This window comes from Anaerococcus sp. HMSC065G05, assembly GCF_001812365.1.
GTDB lineage: Bacteria > Bacillota > Clostridia > Tissierellales > Peptoniphilaceae > Anaerococcus > Anaerococcus vaginalis.
In genome coordinates, this window is record NZ_KV808688.1 from 197,998 (window position 1) to 216,685 (window position 18,688).

Consider the following 18,688-nt stretch of genomic DNA (forward strand, 5'->3'; position numbering starts at 1 on the left):
GAAATTATGTCAGACAAAAACTTCAATGAAACTATGCGTTTCGATCCACAAGATGAGAAAAAAGTTGATATAAGAGAAATTATTACAGAAGTTTATAATGCTTTAGAAGAAAAAGGATATAAACCTACAAATCAAATCATTGGATATTTAATTAGTGGAGATCCTACTTATATTACAGGACACAAAAATGCTAGAAAATTGATAAGACAAGTTGATAGAGATACTATTCTAGAAGAAATATTAAAATATTATATTAATGAGTAGAATTATGGGATTAGACTTGGGTGATAAAACAATCGGAGTCGCATTAAGCGATCCGTTTTTTATCACTGCCCAAGCCTATATTACAATTAAAAGAAAAAAAGCAAGTTTAGATATTGAAAAATTAATTGAAATAATTAATGAAAAAGAAGTAAATTTAATAATTATTGGACTTCCAAAAAATATGAATAACACCTTAGGACCTCAAGCCATGAAGGTGATTTCTTTTGTCGATTTATTAAAAAAATCCACTGATATTGAAATTAAATATCAGGATGAAAGAATGACTACTATACAATCAGATCAGGTCTTGATGGATATGAATGTTAATCTAAAAGATAGAAAAAAATACGTAGATAAAATTGCTGCCTCTTTTATTTTACAGACCTATTTGGATGGGAGAAATAATGGATAAGATAATTTTAACAGATGAAAATAATAACGAAGTCGAATTTAATTTGATAGATACATTCGGAGTAGACGATAAAGATTATGCTGCTTTAGAGCCAATAGATGAAGATTTTATTTTGATTTTTGAAATGATAAAAAGTAAAGATTCTGTTAGCTTTAAGGCAATCGATAATAATAAAGAATTAGACGAAATTGTAAAAATATATGAAGAAATGAAAGAAGATGAAAATGAACATTGAACAGTTAAAAAAAGTATTTGAAAAAAATGGTCATAAATTTACAAAACAAAGACAAATAATTTTCAATGCTCTTAAAAATTCTAATTCAAAACATTTGACACCAGAAGAGTTGTTTTCTATAGTACATGAAGATAATAAACAAGTTGGTATAGCAACTGTTTATAGAACTCTTAATATTTTTGAAGATTTGGGAATTGTTAATAAGCAAGAATTTACAGATTCTGTGAATACTTATGAGCTTATTAGTCAAAAAGATGCACACCATGACCATTTAATTTGTACTAATTGTGGAAAAATTGTTGAAGAGAAAATATTAGATAATGAAAAATTAGCAAAAAATTTAAAAGATAAATATAACTTTGAATTGGATTATTATTCTTTAAGAATATATGGTATTTGCTCCGAATGTGAAGATGATTTAAGGAGTAAAAATGAGAATGCAAAATAAACTAAAAGTCATCCCATTAGGAGGACTTGGAGAAATAGGTAAAAACTGCACAATTGTCGAATATAAAAATGAAATGATTATGATAGATTGTGGCTTAACTTTTCCAGATGAGGATATGTTAGGTGTAGATATAGTAATACCAGATTTTACCTATGTTGAAGAAAATAAAGATAAGTTAAAAGGTATATTCATAACTCATGGTCATGAAGATCATATTGGGGGAATTGCATACCTTTTAAAAACAGTAGACACTAATGTTTATTGTTCAAAACTTACAAAAGGATTATTAGAAAATAAATTTAAAGAACATGGACTTAATCCTAATAGATTAAAGATGGTTAATGTCAATAATACAGTAAAAGTTGGAAATTTAAGTGCAGAATTTATCAGAGTAAGTCACTCAATTCCAGATTCTTGCGCAATAGCCGTAAAATCTCCAATAGGAACTATATTATTTACTGGTGATTTTAAAATGGATTTTACGCCTATAGATGGCGAACCTACTGATATACAAAAGCTTGCTTCTTTAGGAAGAAAGGGATTATTATGTCTTTTTTCTGATTCTACAAATGTAGAAATAGAAGGAAGTTCAATGAGTGAGAAAGAAGTAGGAGAAACTTTTATTAATTTATTTGGACAAGCACCAGGTAGAATAATTGTAGCAACTTTTGCGTCAAACCTTCATAGGGTACAACAAGTAATATTTGCTGCTGAAAAATATAATAAAAAAGTAGTTTTATCTGGAAGATCTATGATAAATAACGTAAAAATTGCAAGTTCATTAGGATATTTGAAAATTAGAAGTAACACTCTAATAGATATGAAAAATATTAAAGATTATTCTGATGATCAAATTGTTGTCTTGTCAACTGGAACTCAAGGAGAACCACTATCTGCATTGACAAGAATGGCAAATAATGAACATAAGCAAGTTCATTTAAATTCTTCAGATACAGTTATACTATCATCATCAGCAATTCCTGGTAATGAAATGCCAATTAATAATACAATTAATAATTTAACAAAAATTGGTTGTGATATTATATATGATTCTTTGGCAAAAGTTCATGCATCAGGTCATGCTTGCCAAGAAGAAATTAAATTAATGCACCAATTAACAACACCAAAATATTTTATCCCAGCTCACGGCGAACCACGCCAATTAAAAAAGCACATGGAAATAGCTATGGATATGGGATTGAATAAAGAAAATATTTTAGTCGGTCAAAATGGAGATGTTTTTGAATTTACCAAAAAATCTGCCAGAATTAATGGTAAAGTTCAAGCAGGAAATGTTCTAGTAGATGGTTCCGGTATTGGCGATGTTGGAAATATTGTTCTTAAAGATAGAAAACATCTTTCTGAAGATGGACTTTTAGTTGTAAGTTTAACAATTGAAAAACATACACAAAGAGTTTTATCAAATCCTGAAATTGTTTCAAGAGGATTTATTTATGTAAAAGAAAATCAAGATCTTATTGAAAATTCAAAAGATATTGTAATGAGAACAATGAAAAAATGTGAAAAAAAAGATATTCATGCTATTAGTCAAATTAAATATCAAATAAGAGAAGCATTGAAATCATATATTTATAATCAAACTGGAAGAGATCCTATGATTTTACCAGTTTTAACAGAAGTTGATAGCAATGAATATTAATTATAATCATATAGTTGATTATTTAAATAATATTTATATTGATGAAGATTTTATTGAATTAAGAAATTACGGAATTGAAAATAATATTCCTATAATGAAATTAGAAACGAAAGAATTTCTTAAAACTTTAATTTCAATTTCAAAACCTAAAAATATTCTAGAAATTGGAACAGCTATTGGCTATTCTTCATTACTTTTTTCTAAATATTCTAATGCAAATATTACTACAATTGAAAAGAGTAAAGAAATATCAGAAATAGCAAAAGCTAATTTTTCTAAATATAATAAAAAAATAAATTTAATAAATATGGATGCAAAAAAAGCCTTGAATAATTTTAATCAAGGCTTTGATTTTGTTTTTATAGATGCAAATAAATCACAATATGAATATTATTTTAATGAATCATTAAAATTATTAAATGAAAACGGACTTATTGTTTGTGATAATATTCTCTTTAGGGGAGAAATTACAAACGATGATTTAATTAATAGACGACACATAACTATGGTTAAAAATTTGAGAAAATTTTTATCTCATATTACAAATTTAGACGATTATGTAACAAGTATAATACCAATAGGCGATGGTATTAGTTTAACGACAAGGAGAGTTGATGAAAGATAAAGTAGAATTATTAGCACCAGCTGGAGATATGGAAAAATTAAAAGCAGCTATAAAATTTGGAGCAAATGCTGTTTATATGGCTGGAAATAATTTTGGTCTTAGAAAAAATTCAAAAAATTTTGATAAAGATGAACTTAAAGAAGCAGTTGATTATGCTCATGAACATGGAGTTAGATGTCATATTACTATGAATATAGTTCCTCATGATAATGATCTTGAGGGAATTGTAGAATACATCAAATATCTTGAAAAAATTGGGGTAGATGCTTTAATAATTTCAGATCCTGGTATTTTTAATATAGCAAAAGAAAATTCTAATATAGATTTACACATTTCAACTCAAGCATCTGTAACTAATTCTCACACAATTAATTTTTGGTATAAACTCGGTGCAAAAAGAGTTATACTTGCAAGAGAATTATCACTTGATGAAATAATAGAAATTAGAAAAAATGTTCCAAAAGATTTAGAAATTGAATGTTTTATTCACGGAGCTATGTGTATTTCGTATTCTGGAAGATGTTTATTAAGTAATTACATGACAGGAAGAGATGCAAATAGAGGAGATTGTGCCCATGCTTGCAGGTGGAAATATGCCCTACAAGAAGAAAAAAGACCGGGCGAATATTATCCTATAGGCGAAGATGAAAATGGAACATTTATTATGAATTCCAAAGATTTATGCCTAATAGATGAAATTGATAAACTAATAGAGGCAGGAGTTGATTCATTTAAAATTGAAGGAAGAATGAAAACCGTCTTTTATGTTGCAACAGTTATTAGAAGCTACAGACAAGCAATTGATGCATACTATAATGGAGTTTATAATAAAGAAATTGCTAAAAAATATATGGATGAAATAAAAAAAGCTAGCCATAGACATTTTACAAAAGGATTTTTCTATAATAAAGCAGATTCTTCTTCTCAAATTTATGAAAATTCTTCATACATTAGAAATTATGATTTTATTGCTGTGGTTTTAGATTATGACAAAGAAAATAAAATTGCAAAACTAGAAGAAAGAAATAGGTTTGTTTTGGGAGATGAAGTCGAAATTTTTGGAGATAGTCCAGACTTTATAAAACTTAAAATTGAAAATATGAAAGATTCCAAAGGAAATGATATAGAAGTAGCCAACAAGGCAAAACAAATAGTTTATATTAAAATAGATCATGATTTAAAAAAGGGAGATATGGTAAGACGTAAAATTGATGAATAACTTTAAATTTTAAATGATTTTTTAAATCATATAAAATTTTTGCAAGCACCTTCTGATTAGGATTAACAAAACTAATCAGGAGGATTTTTTATTTCAAAGAGAAAATTATTAAATTTTAATTATTTATTAAAATTGGTATAATCAAGATAGTAATTTGAATTAACTAATTTGGAGGATGAATTGTTAAGTAATAAAGGTTTTGATTTGTGGGCTGATGATTATGACCAAAGCGTTGAAATATCTGATAATAATGGTTCATATCCTTTTGCAGGATATAAAAAGATACTTAATGAAATATATAATAGGATATTAAGTGAATCTTATAGAAATATTTTAGACATTGGATTTGGTACAGGAACTCTAATATCTAAGTTATATGATCATGGCTATAAAATCTATGGGCAAGATTTTTCTAAAAGAATGATAGAAATAGCACAAAATAAAATGCCTAATGCGAAGCTTTTTTATGGAGATATTTCTAAGGGCTTGGTTAATCCCTTGTTAGAACATAAATATAATGCAATAATTGCTACATATTCACTTCATCATCTAACTAATGAGAAAAAAGTTATATTTTTGAAAAAATTACTAGAACAATTATATGATGGGGGTTGTGTATATATTGGAGATATAGCTTTTCTATCTCGTTCTTTACATGATAAATGTATGAAAGAATCTTATGCTCAGTGGGATAATGATGAGATTTATTTTGTTGTGGATGAATTTAGGTCTTATTTTCCTAAATTGAAATTTGAAAAATTTTCTGAATGCTCAGGATTAATTACATTGAAAAAATAGGATATTTTCTAGATAAATTAAATGGTAATAATAAAATTTTAGATAAAATACAAAAAAAGGCTGTAATTATTTTACAGCCTTTAAATTTACTTATCTTTTGATGGATTTTCAGAAAAATCTGATCTTGTTCTTCTTGCTTCTGCTCCAACGTTTGAGTTGGTATCAGCTTCATCAGTTATACTTCTTAAATTTTCTTGATCTGCAGTATGTTTTTTATCTAGAGATTCGCTACCATCAGCTTTATTTTCATCTCTTAATTTTTTATCAAGTTCTTTGTCTCCTCTGTATTGGTTGTCATTGCTTATTCTGTTTTCGTCAGTCATTTTAATCTCCTTTAAATTTTAAAATTAGAATCTTACTATTACTATACCCAATTGAATAAATTTAACCATTTTATTTTTTTGATATTTCTTTTATAATTTCTACAATTGTTTCAGATGCTTTTTTCATATCTTCAATAGGTATCAATTCATAAATACCATGGAAATTATAACCGCCTGTAAATAAATTTGGGCATGGAAGATTCATAAATGATAATTTTGAACCATCAGTTCCGCCTCTAATAGGTTGTGTTATTACTTTTATTCCTAAATTTTCCATAGCATTTTTTGCATAATCTATTATTTCTTTATGATTTTTTAAAACATCACCCATATTATAGTAAGTGTCGCTCATTTCTATTTTTATAATATTGCCGTATTTTGAATTTAAGAAATTCACACAATCATTTAGGAATTTTTTCATTTTTTCGAATTTTTCCTTATCAAAATCTCTTATTATATAGACTAAATTAGTATCTTCTATACTTCCATCAATTGAAATCATATGATAGAAGCCCTCATAGCCTTCTGTATGCTCTGGTCTTTGAACTTGACCTAATAAATCATCTAACTCTTTTGCAACGCTTATAGAGTTAATCATTGTGTTTTTTGCAGTACCTGGATGGACAGATTTGCCTTTTATTGAAATTTTTGCTTCTGCTGCATTAAATGATTCATATTCTAATTCGCCAAGTCGTCCTCCATCTAAGGTATAGGCAAAATCTGCATCAAAATAATCAACATCAAAGCTATCGCATCCTGTGCCGATTTCTTCATCTGGTGTAAAAGCAATTTTTATATCTCCATGCTCTATTTGTGGATTATTTATAAGAAATTCTATGGCATCCAGTATTGCAGCAATTCCTGCCTTGTCGTCAGCTCCTAATAACATTTCTCCATTTGTTGTAATTAAAGTTTTTCCTTTTAATTCTTTTAAAAATGGAAAATCTTTTTCTTTTATAAATATATTTTCTTTTAGTTTTATATCCCCACCTTCATATTTAATAATTTGTGGATTTTTTATTCCTCCTGGCATTTCTGGAGAAGTATCCATGTGTGCAATGAATCCAACTTTTGGTAAGATTTTATCTGTATTTGCTTTTAGACATGAAAAAACAAATCCCTCATCATTTATATAGGCATCAAGACCTAAATCATTCAATTCTTCTTTTAAAATTTTACCTAATTCTAATTGACCTTTGCTTGTTGGTTTTATCAAATTTGCTTTTGATTCGTCACTTCTTGTATCTATTGCAATATATTTTAAAAATCTGTTTTTTATTTTTTCCATTTTATCCTCCTATAAATTAATTATACACCCTTAGAATATTTAATTATACTGGTATTTTTAATTCAAATTTCTTTTGATATATGATAAAATATAAAAGACGATTAGATAGGAGAAATTATGACTAAAAAAATTTTAAAAATAAAAACTAATAATATATTACCAGAATATAAAACTTTTTATTCAGCTGGCATGGACATATATTCTTCAAATGAAGAAGAAATTATAATAAAGCCAGGGGAAGTTGGCAAAGTTCCTACTGATTTAAAAATAGAAATTCCAGAAGGCTTTTTTGTTGCCATTTATCCTAGGTCATCAACAGGCGTTAAAAGACAATTAATGCTTGCTAATTCTACAGGAATTATAGATAGTGATTATAGGGGAGAGATAAAATTATTTTTTTATAATTTTGGGAAGAATGAACAAGTTATCAAAAAAAATGAAAGATTGGCTCAAATGGTAGTTCAACCTTATGAAAAAGTTGAAATTCAAAAAGTTGATGATTTATGTGAAAGTGAAAGAGGAGAAGGTGGATTCGGTTCAACCGGAAAATAATGAGAAATAATAAAAATAACAATATTTCAAAACTTTATAATAAAAATAAATACAATCTTGTTTTACTTGTAATAGTCTTATTGATTTCGATTTTTTTATTTTCAAAACTAGCAAGTTATATTTCTAATAAGTCATTATCTAATTATGATAATGAAATTGTTGTAGTTAAAAATAATGATAGCGAAATAGATTCCTTGTCTTTGAAAGATATAAGAAAAATGGGAAAAAACGAAATGAAATTTACTACTCCTAAGGGAGAAGAATTTAAACTTGTGGGAGTATCAATTGAAAAAATCCTAAACAAAGAAGGTATTAATCCTAATTTGAATAATACAGTTGAGTTTTCGGATGGGTATGGACACACTACAAATATGAGTATGGAAACTGCTCTTGAAGTAAATAGAGTTTTATTAGTTTATAAAATCAATAATAAGGCTAATATGGACTATGACAAAAAATTGGGAATATTTTTTATAGTTGACAAGCAAGAAAAAGATTCAAGTAAATGGATAAAAAATATTCAATCAATAAATATTAAATAACTCATGATTTATCATGGGTTATTTCTTTTATATGAATTTTCCTATATGTTATAATAATCAAAGGATGTGATTATATGAATTCAGATTTTAAATATGATAAATTAACCCCTATGTTAAGGCACTATGTGGATGTCAAAAAAAACTTTGAAGATTCTCTTTTACTTTATAGAGTTGGAGATTTCTACGAGGCTTTTTTTGATGATGCTATAACTATTAGCAAAAATCTTCAATTAGCTTTGACTGGAAAAGAATGTGGTCATGACAAAAGAGCGCCAATGTGTGGTGTTCCTCATCATGTTATTGATACATATATAAATAAATTAGTTCAAAACGGATTTAAAATTGCCTTGTGTGATCAAGTAGAAGATCCGAAAATGGCAAAAGGCCTTGTAAAAAGAGCTATAACAAGAGTTATAAGTCCAGGTACAATAATAGATTTGGAATCGCTTGATAAAAAAGAAAATAATTTTTTACTTTCAATATATGAAAATAAATACGGAATTGGTGCTTGTTTTTCAGATATTTCAACTGGTAAATTAATGTCTTTTGAAATAAGAAATAATCAAAGCATTAGTGCAAACAAGCTAATAGATGAAATAGAAAAAATTTCTCCATCAGAATTAATCATAAATTCAAATTTTTCTAATAAAAAAGTTTTAAAATATCTAAACTTAAATAAAGAAATCCTTATAAATAAAATTGACGATAGCAAGGACTATGAAAGTTTAAGTGAAAATGTATATAAAAATTTGGGAGTAGAAAATTTCAAAAAAATAGAAAATATGAGAATTGCTTTAATAGCTATTTCAAATTTATTGGATTATATTTATAGTTATCACAAGGAAAAATTAGCTCATATAAATGATATTGAAATTTTAGATATTGCATCTTATATGCAGTTAGATGCAAATACACGAAGAAATCTTGAACTACATTCAAATATTGATAAAAAAGGTAAGGATAATTCTTTATTTAAATTGATTGACAAAGCTGATACTGTTATGGGTTCAAGGCTTTTAAATATGTGGCTTGAAAGACCTTTAATAGAAAAAGAAAAAATTGATAAACGTCTAGATTTAGTCGAATTTTTCTTTTTAAACCCTGATTTATCAAATAAAGTTTCATATTTTTTGGATGATATATTTGATTTAGAAAGAATTATTGGAAAAATTTCTTATCAAAGAGCTAATGCGAGAGATTTTATTTCCTTGAAAACATCAATAAGAAATATTCCAGAATTTAAAAAATTTTTGGCAGGACTTGATAATAAAGATATTATTTCTTTTTCAAAAAATCTTCCAGATGTTTCCAATATTTATGATATTTTAGATAAATCTATAGTTGATGACCCACCTGTTTTAATTACTGAAGGGGAAATTATCAAAGAAGGTTTCAATGATGATTTGGATAAGTTAAAAAAAGATTCTTTGTCAGCAGAAAATGATTTGATTGCTTATGAAAATGAACAAAAAGAAAAGACAGGCATAAATAAATTAAAAATAAATTACAATAAAAACAATGGATATTCAATAGAGATAACTAAATCAAATTTAGATTTAGTTCCTGATACTTATATAAGAAAACAAACTTTAATTAATCGAGAAAGATATACTACAGAAAGACTTGAGGAGCTTTCAAATTTGATTTTGGGCTCTAGCGATAGGATAAATAATCTTGAGTATGAAATCTTTTGTCAAATAAGAGAATTTATATTGGATAATACTAAAAAACTCCAATACTTATCAAAATTAATTTCAATTATAGATTCTATAAATGCATTGTCAAAACTTGCTAGGGAAAATAACTATTGTAAACCTAAAATTACTACAGATAATATTATAAAAATTAAAAACGGCAGACATCCTGTTATTGAAAAAAAACTTAAAGAAAATGAGTTTATTTCAAATGATACAGACATCGGAGAAAGTAATAATCTAATCCAAATAATTACAGGGCCTAATATGGCAGGAAAATCTACTTATATGCGACAAATGGCTATAATTATAATTCTTGCTCAAATGGGTTCTTTTGTTCCTTGCGAAAAGGCAAGTATTTGTATTTGTGATAAGGTATTTACAAGAATTGGAGCTAGCGATAATATTTCAAAAGGCGAGTCAACCTTTATGCTTGAAATGAATGAAGTAAGTAATATTTTAAAAAATTCAACCGACAAGTCCTTCATTATTTTGGATGAAGTAGGGAGGGGGACAAGCTCTGATGATGGTTTATCAATAGCTATGAGCTTGGTTGATTATTTAAGTAAAAAGAAGAAGGCTAAAACAGTTTTTGCAACTCATTTTCATGAATTGACAGTTCTTGAAAATAAATTGGATAATGTCATCAATTTAAAAATAGATATATTAGAAGAAAATGATAGCTTAGTTTTTTTGAGAAAAATATCTAGAGGAAAATCTGATAGGTCTTATGGAATTGAAGTTGCTAGAATGTCCGGCTTGCCATTAGATTTAATAGAAAATGCTAAAGTATTTATGAATAAGCTTGATGAAAGTGATGAGATATTCAAGGACAATAACAAAATAATAAAATCTTCTATAGATGATTTGAATAAAATTAAAATTGATGAATTGAAAAATAAAGTTAATTTGATAAATATAAATGAATTAACCCCATTAGAAGCAATAAATATTCTAAACAAGCTTATTGATAATATAAAGGAGATATGATGAAAATCATAGAACTTGACAAAAAAACAATAGAAAAAATAGCGGCAGGAGAAGTTATAGAATCTCCTGTTTCTATAGTAAAAGAATTAGTAGAAAATTCAATAGATGCAAATGCCAAAAATATAGTTGTAGAAATAAAAAATGGTGGAAAATCTTATATAAGAGTTACTGATGATGGGCTAGGAATTGATGAGGATGATTTTAAAAGAGCTTTTAAAAGACATGCAACTTCAAAAATTAAAGATTTCTCAGATTTATATGATTTATTTACTCTTGGATTTAGGGGCGAAGCCTTATCATCAATTGTTGCTTGTGCAAATATAAAAGCAATTTCAAAAACAAAAAATCAAAATCTAGGCAAAGAATTGATTTTTGAAAATGGAAATATAAAGTCATATAATTCTATAGCTACAAATATGGGGACAAGCATAGAAGTTTATGATTTATTTTCAAATCTTCCTGTAAGACGTAAATTTTTATCATCTGATATAAATGAATCAAATAAAATAGCAAAAATAATGCAAGCATTAGCCTTAGGATATAATGATGTTTCATTTAAATTTATAAAAGATAATAGATTGATTTTTTATACATTAAAAGACCAAGCTATGGATAATAAAATTATTGATTTATTGGATGAGAATCTAAAAGACAATCTTATCAAGATAGAAATTCAAAATTCTCTTTATAAAATTAAAGGATTTATTTCAAAAGTTAATTATTATAGGGGAAATAGGTCTTTTCAATATATTTTTGTAAATAATAGGCTTATTGAAAATGAGAATATAAGCAAGGCTATAGAAAATGAATATAGAACACTTATTCCAAATCAAAGATTTCCAGCTTTTTTTATCTTTATAGAAACAAATTCTAACAATATTGATGTAAATATTCATCCTAACAAAAAAGAAATTAAATTCACATATCAAAATGAGTTAATTGATTTATTAGAAGATGAAGTATCTAAAATCTTATATGAAAATATTAATATTAGGGAAGTTAAAGTATCAGAAAAAAATAAAGAAGAATTGAATTTTTATGATGATTATAATGAGATTTTAAATTCATACAATAGGGTAAAAGAGGAAGAAAATTCCTATAATTTTGAAAAAAATCCAGATACAAAAGACCAAGCAAAAAAGGAAGAAGATTTCTTTAGTGGTGTAGAATTAAATTTTATTGAAAAAAATGAAAAAATAGAAGATATAGACTACAATAAGAAAAGCCTTGGAACAGTAAAAAAATTAGAAATTGATAAGCTTACTTATAAGTGTTCAATTTTTAATAGGTATGCTTTATTTTCTTATAATGATAAAATTTTAATCCTTGATAATAGACGAGCTGATCAAAGAATTAAATTTGATAAATATATAGAAAATTTTAATAATGGAGAAATTTCCTCTCAACGATTGGTTGAATCAAAAATTGTCAAAGTAAATCTTCAAGAATATAATAAATATCTTGAAAAAAAAGAAATTTTCAAAAAAATGGGTTTTGATATTGAGGAATTTTCTTATGACAAATTAATAATTAGAGCTGTTCCTTTAATATTTGAAGAACCTGAAAATAATAATTTTTTCTATGATTTATTAGATATTGATGAGAAAAATGAAAACTTATTTTTAAATAAAATTTCAAAGCTAATAAACAAAAATGTCTTTAGAAAAGGAGATATTATTAATAAATCAGAAGCTATGGCTACAATAGATAAATTAAATAAGTGTGATAATCCATATAAAACTTACGATGGAAAATCTACTATTATTATGATTGAAGAAGATGAATTGGAGAAATATTTTGATAGATAAAGTTTTGATTGTAACAGGACCTACAGCTTGTGGAAAAAGTGATTTTGCTATAAAACTTGCCAAAAAATTTGATGGAGAAATTATTTCTGCTGACAGCCAACAAATTTATAAGGATATGGATATAGGTACAAACAAAATAAAAGAAAGCGAAATGGATGGCATAAAACATTATGGACTTGATATAAAATATCCAAACGAAGAATATTCTGTTCAAGAATTTAAGGATATGGCAATAAATCTAATAAGTGAAATCAATTCGAAAAATAAAATGCCGATTATAGCTGGTGGTACGGGTTTTTATATTGATTCAATTTTATTTGATATGAATTATGGAACAAATAAAAAAGATGAAAATTTAAGGAACAAGCTTACAAAAGATTTTCAAATGTATGGAAATGAATATATGTATGAAAAATTTTGTGAAATTGATCCAATAGAGGCAAAAAAATATCATCCAAATGAAACCCAAAGAATTATAAGAGCCTTTGAAACTTACAAATTAACTGGAAAAAAACCGAGTGAATTAAGAAAAGGTCTAAAAAATTTAAATAAAAATATAAAGCCTATATTGTTTTTTATAAACTACAAGGATAGGTCAAAACTTTATGAAAAAATCAATCTTAGAGTCGACCAAATGATTAATGACGGATTAGAAAATGAATTTGATTTTGTAGCTAAAAAGTATAAGCTAAGTCCATTATCTAAGTCATTACAAGCTATAGGTTATAAAGAATTTTTTTCTTATAAAGAAAATGAAATTTCTTATGATGAACTAAGAAGTGAAATCAAAAAAAATACAAGACGATATGCCAAAAGGCAAATCACATGGATGAAAAAATATTTACAATATGATTTTTCTCATTTAATTTATAGGGATGAGGATATGGATGAAAAAATCTTGGAAAATATGGAAAAAATTGTAAAGGAGACTTATGATTTACAATAAATTATATGGAATTGATACAAAGATTGAAAATTATATTGAAAAAATAGATCTTGGTTTAGAAGATAAATTTAAAAAATTAGATAAGATAAGTGAATATAACCAAATAAAGGTCTTAAAAGCTTTTAGCGATAATAGTCTTTCTGCTATTCATTTTAACTCTGCAACAGGATATGGATATGCAGATATTGGTAGAGAGGTAGTTGAAAATATTTTTTCTTCAATTTTTAAATCGGAAGATTCTCTTGTAAGACCAAATATAGTATCTGGCACTCATGCTATTTCTTTGGTTTTATTTTCTCTTTTAAATTATGGAGATAAGATTTTATCAATAAATGGAGATCCTTATGATACTTTACAACAGGTTATTGGAATTGAAGGAAATAAAAAAGGAAATTTGCTTTCAAAAGGAATTATATACGATAAATTAGAATTAAAAAATGACCAAGAAATCCAATATGAAAAAATAAAAGAGAAATTAGATGATAAAACAAAGCTTGTAATGATTCAAAGATCAACAGGATATACAAATAGGAGAGCTTTTAGTATTAGTGAAATAGAAAAAGCAATTATTGAAATTCGAAAAATAAATAAAGACGTAATTATTTTTGTAGATAATTGTTATGGGGAATTCACAGAAATCAAAGAACCTATAGAAATAGGTGCAGATATAATCGCTGGCTCTTTAATTAAAAATCTTGGTGGTGGAATTGCAATAACTGGCGGATATATTTCTGGAAAAAAAGATTTGATTGAATACTGTGCAAATACCCTTACAGCACCTGGAATTGGAAAAGATGAAGGATTAAGTTTTGGAACAAATCGAAATGTCTTGCAAGGTTTATATTTTTCAAGCAAAACTACAATTGAGTCTATAAAAGTTGCTCTTCTTTTCGCAAAAGTTTTTGATGATTTAGGATATGAAATAATACCAAAATTAGATGATCCAAGAAGCGATATAGTCCAAGCTATAAAATTATATTCTAGTGAAAAATTAGAATTATTTGCAAAAGCAATCCAAGAATCTTGTAGTGTAGATTCCAATTTAACACCAATAGCTGACCAAATGCCAGGATATGAAGACCCTGTTATAATGTCATCAGGAGGCTTTGTAGAAGGAGCTACTTCTGAATTATCTTGCGACGGGCCATTGAGAAAACCATACACAGTTTATTTGCAAGGCGGATTAAATAAATACCACGGAAAACTTGCCTTGATGAAAGTATTAGAAAAATTTGTGGATAATAAAATTTTAGATATAAATTCCATAAAATAAGTGATGAAACTAAAAAATACTCAACCAATAAGAATTAGTTATTGATTGAGTATTTTTTTATAAATTCTAGCTTTGAAAAATTAATATTAATAGATAAGAATTTTTTTATATTTTTAAATTTGATAAAGGATTTTTGTTTACTGCTTTTTTCAAATCTTCATCATCCAAGTGGGTGTAAATTTGAGTGGTTGATACACTTTCGTGTCCTAATACATCTTTTAAGGCTCTTATATCCACGTTTCCATACTTATACATTAAAGTTGCTGCTGTATGTCTTAGTTTGTGAGTAGAATAGATTTTTGTATCAAAACCTGCTTTTTCTAAATATTTTTCAACAGTTGATTGAACAGCTCTGTTTGATATTCTTTGTTTTCTAGTAGATATAAACAAAGCGTCAATTTTTTTGTCTTTTAAATATTTTTTTCTAATTTTTATATAATTTTCAATTAAATCTATGCAATTTTTAGTTAGGTATATAGTTCTTTCTTTATTACCTTTACCAATAATTGAAAAATGATCATCTTTAATATCTTTTAAATCCACACTAACAAGTTCGGAAAGACGCATGCCTGTTGTTAAAAAAGTGAAAACTATAGCCATATCTCTATTTCTTAAAAATTCATTTTTTTCTTGACTAACAATTTCAAGTAAGTGTTCTGTTTCACTTAAAGTGAGGTAGACAGGTTGTCTTTTTTGGATTTTTGGATTTCTTAATTTTTCTGTTATATTATTATCAATAATTTCAATTTCTTGATGTAAATATTTATAAAAAGAACGCAAGGCAGAAATTTTTCTTGACCTTGTAGAAGTATTGTCATTAAGTTCATTATCCAAATAAGATATATAAGAATACATATCCTGAATATTAATATCGTTAATAAAAGCTTGATTGAAAATTTTATTAGAATCAATATTTGATTTTTTTAAATCATAATCAAATTTTTCTTTATCATCAAAATAAACCTTTCTTAATATTTGAAAAGAAATAAAATTAATAAGGTCATAATGATATTCACTAATAGTTTTTTCAGATAAGGCTCTAATAGATTTTAAATAAGAAAGATAATCTTTTAAAATTAAGGGGGACTTTATTTTATTCATAAAAAACTCCTAAATATTTTGTGCTAAGCTCATTATAGCAGAAAAAAATAAAAATATCAATTATTGCACAAAATAATAATTTTGTGCAATAATTTTAAAATCAAAAAGCTCCTCCACTAATAACGTTTTTAATTAAAATTTTTTAGCAAAAAAACTTTTTGGAAATAAAATTATAAATAAAAACAGCGGATTTATAGTCGACTCATAAAACATTACTACAAATTTTTAAATTATATTAATTTTCTAAAAAATCAGACGTCGTATTTTGCGTTTTAAGCGATTTTATATTTTTGTTAATACAATTATACTCCTAAATAAATAATAAAAATTGAATTTTTACATTTTGAGTATTAATTTAATTTTAAATCGGATTAAACAATTCATTACAGTATGATTTGAAAAATTATATAAATAAAAAAATTGGATAAAGAATTTTTCTTTATCCAAAATTTAAATTTCTATTTTCTTTTCTTAGATGCTATTAGAGCAAAACTCGCTGTAGAAAGTGTGATTAAAATAGAACTTAGTGAGCCTACTCCGGTTTTTACATTTTCCGAACCGCTGTTGCTGTAAGTAGTATTTGTTGTTGCACTTACATTGTTATCTGTTGTTTGTGCTTTCTTTCTATTATTTATTGAGCTAGATTTTTGATTTTCATTATTTTCTACATTATTATTTGCTTGAATATTTTCAACTGGTTTTATTGTTGCGTCAGCTGTTGAAGCTACAATAATATTTTTGCTATCGCTTGAAAGTTGTTTAGATTTAGTAGATGATGCAAGAATATTTTGTGGATTTGTAGTTGATTTAGCATCGGCAACTTTAACACTTGGTTTTTGTGTAGCTTTAGCAACTCTTTGACTTTGTTTGTTATTTACCTTAGCTTTTTTGTCGGTTTTACTTGCACTTACTTTTTTATTAGATGTATTAGCTACTAAAGTATTAGAGTTTTTCTTTGAGTTATTTGATTTTGCAGTAGCGGAATTATTTGCTCTTGTTGTATTTGAGTTTAAATATTGATTAGCTAATGCAGATAAATTATTTCTGGTAATTACATTCAAAACAGCATCAACATAATTACTAGCTGTTGCATATCCAGCTTTTTTAATTAGTCTTAGTTGTTCTTTATAATCTTTAGCTTTAGTAACGCCAAAACTGCTATAATATCTACCGCTTAGTAAGCTTAGATATTGTCTAATACTTTGTTCGTAAGTATCAAATTTTCTAAACTCGTCTTTTATTCTTATATTTTTACCGTTAATTTCTTCGTTAGTTAGGTAAACATGACCCTTACCTTTTCCTTTTTGAGAATTAGGAACTTTTACTCCAAATAAATTCTTACTATATTTAGCAAGTCCAGATTCTCCCCATCCTGATTCAAGGATAGCTTGTCCCATCATAACTTCTGGGAAAATATTATATTCCTTAGCAAGGCTTGAATGGCTTGCAAGCATTTCAAGAAATTCTTTTCTATTATTGTAATTATTTATATATTTTCCCTTATTAGAAGATTTGTTTTGGTAAGAAACAGCTTTAGGAGCAGCTTTTAATGAAGGACTTTTTACAGCAGCCTTTTTAATTACAGGTGCTACTTGCAATTCTTCATTAGAATTTTTTTCTTCTTTTTGTTCGATAACAGGCTTTTCCTCTTTTATTAATTCTTTTTCAGAAGTTTCTTTTTTATTATTATCATCAGCCTTATTTTCTTCAACTTTTTCCTTAATAAGGTCTTCATCCTTTTTATCATTTATAGGATTTTCAGGTAAATTTTCTTCTACATTATCAATATTTTCTTCTTGATTATTATCTTTCTCATCTACTATAAGCTTATCTTCATCAGTTTCTTCAGTTTCTTCTTTTACATCTTCTACATCTTTAACATTTTCTGTTTTTTCATTTTCATTTTGAGAATTTTCTATATTATTTTCTGAAAGCTCAGGATTTTCAACTTCATTAAGATTTTTCTCTAAAGTTTCATTTTCTGATTCAACATTATTTGTTTGATCATCTTCTATATTATCTACAAGAGTTTGGATAGTTGAATTTTCCTCAGATTTCTCTTCGTTTTTATTATTTAAAACTTCTTCAATGTTTTTATCTGTATTTTCAACTTCTTCATTTTTTTCTGATTCTTGTATAGATTCTTTTTCTTCGATTTTGTCTTTTTCTTCTAAGTCAAGTTTTTTATCTACTATAACCTTTTCAACATTAGTGGATTCAATATCTTTAGCAGAAGAATTAGAAAATAATCCACCACTTGCAAGCAACAAAACTAATGCGCCACTTGTAATTTTTGTAAAATTCTTGTTACTATTTTGTTTCATTTAAAACTCCTTATATTGTTATTACTATAATAATATATTGTTTTGTAATAATTGTCAACATTTAGCTTGAAATTCAATATATTTGTAATATTTTTAGAAAAAGTTTTTGATTTAGTATATATATTAAAAAAATAAAAAGAGAGGATTTCTCCTCTCCCAGAGCGTCGACAAACCCACCAATAAATT

General features: G+C 26.2%; 18 protein-coding genes. 14 read left to right on the forward strand and 4 right to left on the reverse strand.

What is annotated here, in order from left to right; genetic code table 11:
- The first annotated feature begins 6 nt into the window (after positions 1-6).
- From HMPREF2852_RS01625 to HMPREF2852_RS01660, 8 genes are all read left to right on the forward strand, one after another.
- Positions 7-264, forward strand: coding sequence for an IreB family regulatory phosphoprotein (locus HMPREF2852_RS01625; RefSeq protein WP_004838798.1), 258 nt, complete (start codon positions 7-9; stop codon positions 262-264).
- Entirely contained in the window at positions 257-676 is a 420-nt protein-coding gene (gene ruvX, locus HMPREF2852_RS01630) for a Holliday junction resolvase RuvX (protein ID WP_004838799.1), read from the forward strand. Before HMPREF2852_RS01625 ends, ruvX begins: the two co-directional genes overlap by 8 nt.
- Positions 669-911: a DUF1292 domain-containing protein gene (locus tag HMPREF2852_RS01635; RefSeq protein WP_070605513.1), complete on the forward strand. Its 243-nt coding sequence runs from the start codon at positions 669-671 to the stop codon at positions 909-911. The genes ruvX and HMPREF2852_RS01635 overlap by 8 nt, the downstream gene beginning before the upstream one ends.
- Complete coding sequence (locus HMPREF2852_RS01640; RefSeq protein ID WP_070605514.1) at positions 901-1,359, forward strand: Fur family transcriptional regulator; 459 nt, start codon at positions 901-903, stop codon at positions 1,357-1,359. Before HMPREF2852_RS01635 ends, HMPREF2852_RS01640 begins: the two co-directional genes overlap by 11 nt.
- Entirely contained in the window at positions 1,343-3,019 is a 1,677-nt protein-coding gene (locus tag HMPREF2852_RS01645) for a ribonuclease J (RefSeq protein WP_070605516.1), read from the forward strand. The genes HMPREF2852_RS01640 and HMPREF2852_RS01645 overlap by 17 nt, the downstream gene beginning before the upstream one ends.
- Positions 3,009-3,644: an O-methyltransferase gene (locus HMPREF2852_RS01650; protein ID WP_070605518.1), complete on the forward strand. Its 636-nt coding sequence runs from the start codon at positions 3,009-3,011 to the stop codon at positions 3,642-3,644. Before HMPREF2852_RS01645 ends, HMPREF2852_RS01650 begins: the two co-directional genes overlap by 11 nt.
- The gene (locus tag HMPREF2852_RS01655) at positions 3,634-4,863 is read left to right on the forward strand and encodes a peptidase U32 family protein (RefSeq protein ID WP_070605520.1); all 1,230 of its coding nucleotides are present in this window, start codon (positions 3,634-3,636) and stop codon (positions 4,861-4,863) included. Before HMPREF2852_RS01650 ends, HMPREF2852_RS01655 begins: the two co-directional genes overlap by 11 nt.
- A gap of 180 nt (positions 4,864-5,043) precedes the next feature.
- Complete coding sequence (locus HMPREF2852_RS01660; protein WP_070605522.1) at positions 5,044-5,661, forward strand: class I SAM-dependent DNA methyltransferase; 618 nt, start codon at positions 5,044-5,046, stop codon at positions 5,659-5,661.
- An 86-nt stretch (positions 5,662-5,747) separates the two neighbouring features.
- On the opposite strand, the gene HMPREF2852_RS01665 is transcribed toward HMPREF2852_RS01660, so the two are convergent.
- Both HMPREF2852_RS01665 and pepT read right to left on the reverse strand, forming a co-directional pair.
- Positions 5,748-5,984: an elastin-binding protein EbpS gene (locus HMPREF2852_RS01665; RefSeq protein ID WP_070605524.1), complete on the reverse strand. Its 237-nt coding sequence runs from the start codon at positions 5,982-5,984 to the stop codon at positions 5,748-5,750.
- Positions 5,985-6,054: 70 nt separating this feature from the next.
- On the reverse strand, positions 6,055-7,272 hold the full coding sequence (gene pepT / locus HMPREF2852_RS01670; RefSeq protein WP_070605536.1) for a peptidase T: 1,218 nt from the start codon (positions 7,270-7,272) through the stop codon (positions 6,055-6,057).
- 117 nt (positions 7,273-7,389) lie between these two features.
- Here pepT and dut point away from each other — a divergent pair, with 117 nt between their 5' ends.
- The 6 genes from dut (at position 7,390) to HMPREF2852_RS01700 (ending at position 15,077) form a co-directional block, all read left to right on the forward strand.
- Positions 7,390-7,824, forward strand: a complete 435-nt coding sequence (gene dut, locus HMPREF2852_RS01675) for a dUTP diphosphatase (RefSeq protein ID WP_019117671.1) — start codon at positions 7,390-7,392, stop codon at positions 7,822-7,824.
- Positions 7,824-8,366, forward strand: coding sequence for an oxidoreductase (locus tag HMPREF2852_RS01680; RefSeq protein WP_070605538.1), 543 nt, complete (start codon positions 7,824-7,826; stop codon positions 8,364-8,366). Before dut ends, HMPREF2852_RS01680 begins: the two co-directional genes overlap by 1 nt.
- 74 nt (positions 8,367-8,440) lie before the next feature.
- The gene (gene mutS / locus HMPREF2852_RS01685) at positions 8,441-11,050 is read left to right on the forward strand and encodes a DNA mismatch repair protein MutS (protein ID WP_070605539.1); all 2,610 of its coding nucleotides are present in this window, start codon (positions 8,441-8,443) and stop codon (positions 11,048-11,050) included.
- Positions 11,047-12,858, forward strand: a complete 1,812-nt coding sequence (gene mutL, locus HMPREF2852_RS01690; RefSeq protein WP_070605540.1) for a DNA mismatch repair endonuclease MutL — start codon at positions 11,047-11,049, stop codon at positions 12,856-12,858. The genes mutS and mutL overlap by 4 nt, the downstream gene beginning before the upstream one ends.
- Positions 12,848-13,804, forward strand: coding sequence for a tRNA (adenosine(37)-N6)-dimethylallyltransferase MiaA (miaA, locus tag HMPREF2852_RS01695; protein WP_186821915.1), 957 nt, complete (start codon positions 12,848-12,850; stop codon positions 13,802-13,804). The genes mutL and miaA overlap by 11 nt, the downstream gene beginning before the upstream one ends.
- Positions 13,791-15,077 (forward strand): methionine gamma-lyase family protein, encoded by a 1,287-nt coding sequence (locus tag HMPREF2852_RS01700; RefSeq protein WP_070605542.1) that lies wholly within the window; start codon positions 13,791-13,793, stop codon positions 15,075-15,077. Before miaA ends, HMPREF2852_RS01700 begins: the two co-directional genes overlap by 14 nt.
- A gap of 105 nt (positions 15,078-15,182) precedes the next feature.
- Here HMPREF2852_RS01700 and HMPREF2852_RS01705 read toward each other — a convergent pair whose 3' ends face one another.
- On the reverse strand, positions 15,183-16,178 hold the full coding sequence (locus HMPREF2852_RS01705; RefSeq protein ID WP_070605544.1) for a tyrosine recombinase XerC: 996 nt from the start codon (positions 16,176-16,178) through the stop codon (positions 15,183-15,185).
- 458 nt (positions 16,179-16,636) lie between these two features.
- Positions 16,637-18,502, reverse strand: coding sequence for a glucosaminidase domain-containing protein (locus HMPREF2852_RS01710; protein ID WP_070605546.1), 1,866 nt, complete (start codon positions 18,500-18,502; stop codon positions 16,637-16,639).
- Between the last annotated feature and the right edge of the window lie 186 nt (positions 18,503-18,688).

Excerpts from the sequence above, each read along its gene's own strand:
- HMPREF2852_RS01625 (WP_004838798.1), top strand. The coding sequence starts at position 7 with ATGTCAGACAAAAACTTCAATGAAACTATGCGTTTCGATCCACAAGAT.
- ruvX (WP_004838799.1), top strand. The coding sequence starts at position 257 with ATGAGTAGAATTATGGGATTAGACTTGGGTGATAAAACAATCGGAGTC.
- HMPREF2852_RS01635 (WP_070605513.1), top strand. The coding sequence starts at position 669 with ATGGATAAGATAATTTTAACAGATGAAAATAATAACGAAGTCGAATTT.
- HMPREF2852_RS01640 (WP_070605514.1), top strand. The coding sequence starts at position 901 with ATGAACATTGAACAGTTAAAAAAAGTATTTGAAAAAAATGGTCATAAA.
- HMPREF2852_RS01645 (WP_070605516.1), top strand. The coding sequence starts at position 1,343 with ATGAGAATGCAAAATAAACTAAAAGTCATCCCATTAGGAGGACTTGGA.
- HMPREF2852_RS01650 (WP_070605518.1), top strand. The coding sequence starts at position 3,009 with ATGAATATTAATTATAATCATATAGTTGATTATTTAAATAATATTTAT.
- HMPREF2852_RS01655 (WP_070605520.1), top strand. The coding sequence starts at position 3,634 with ATGAAAGATAAAGTAGAATTATTAGCACCAGCTGGAGATATGGAAAAA.
- HMPREF2852_RS01665 (WP_070605524.1), bottom strand. The coding sequence starts at position 5,984 with ATGACTGACGAAAACAGAATAAGCAATGACAACCAATACAGAGGAGAC.
- pepT (WP_070605536.1), bottom strand. The coding sequence starts at position 7,272 with ATGGAAAAAATAAAAAACAGATTTTTAAAATATATTGCAATAGATACA.
- dut (WP_019117671.1), top strand. The coding sequence starts at position 7,390 with ATGACTAAAAAAATTTTAAAAATAAAAACTAATAATATATTACCAGAA.
- HMPREF2852_RS01680 (WP_070605538.1), top strand. The coding sequence starts at position 7,824 with ATGAGAAATAATAAAAATAACAATATTTCAAAACTTTATAATAAAAAT.
- mutS (WP_070605539.1), top strand. The coding sequence starts at position 8,441 with ATGAATTCAGATTTTAAATATGATAAATTAACCCCTATGTTAAGGCAC.
- mutL (WP_070605540.1), top strand. The coding sequence starts at position 11,047 with ATGATGAAAATCATAGAACTTGACAAAAAAACAATAGAAAAAATAGCG.
- HMPREF2852_RS01700 (WP_070605542.1), top strand. The coding sequence starts at position 13,791 with ATGATTTACAATAAATTATATGGAATTGATACAAAGATTGAAAATTAT.
- HMPREF2852_RS01705 (WP_070605544.1), bottom strand. The coding sequence starts at position 16,178 with ATGAATAAAATAAAGTCCCCCTTAATTTTAAAAGATTATCTTTCTTAT.
- HMPREF2852_RS01710 (WP_070605546.1), bottom strand. The coding sequence starts at position 18,502 with ATGAAACAAAATAGTAACAAGAATTTTACAAAAATTACAAGTGGCGCA.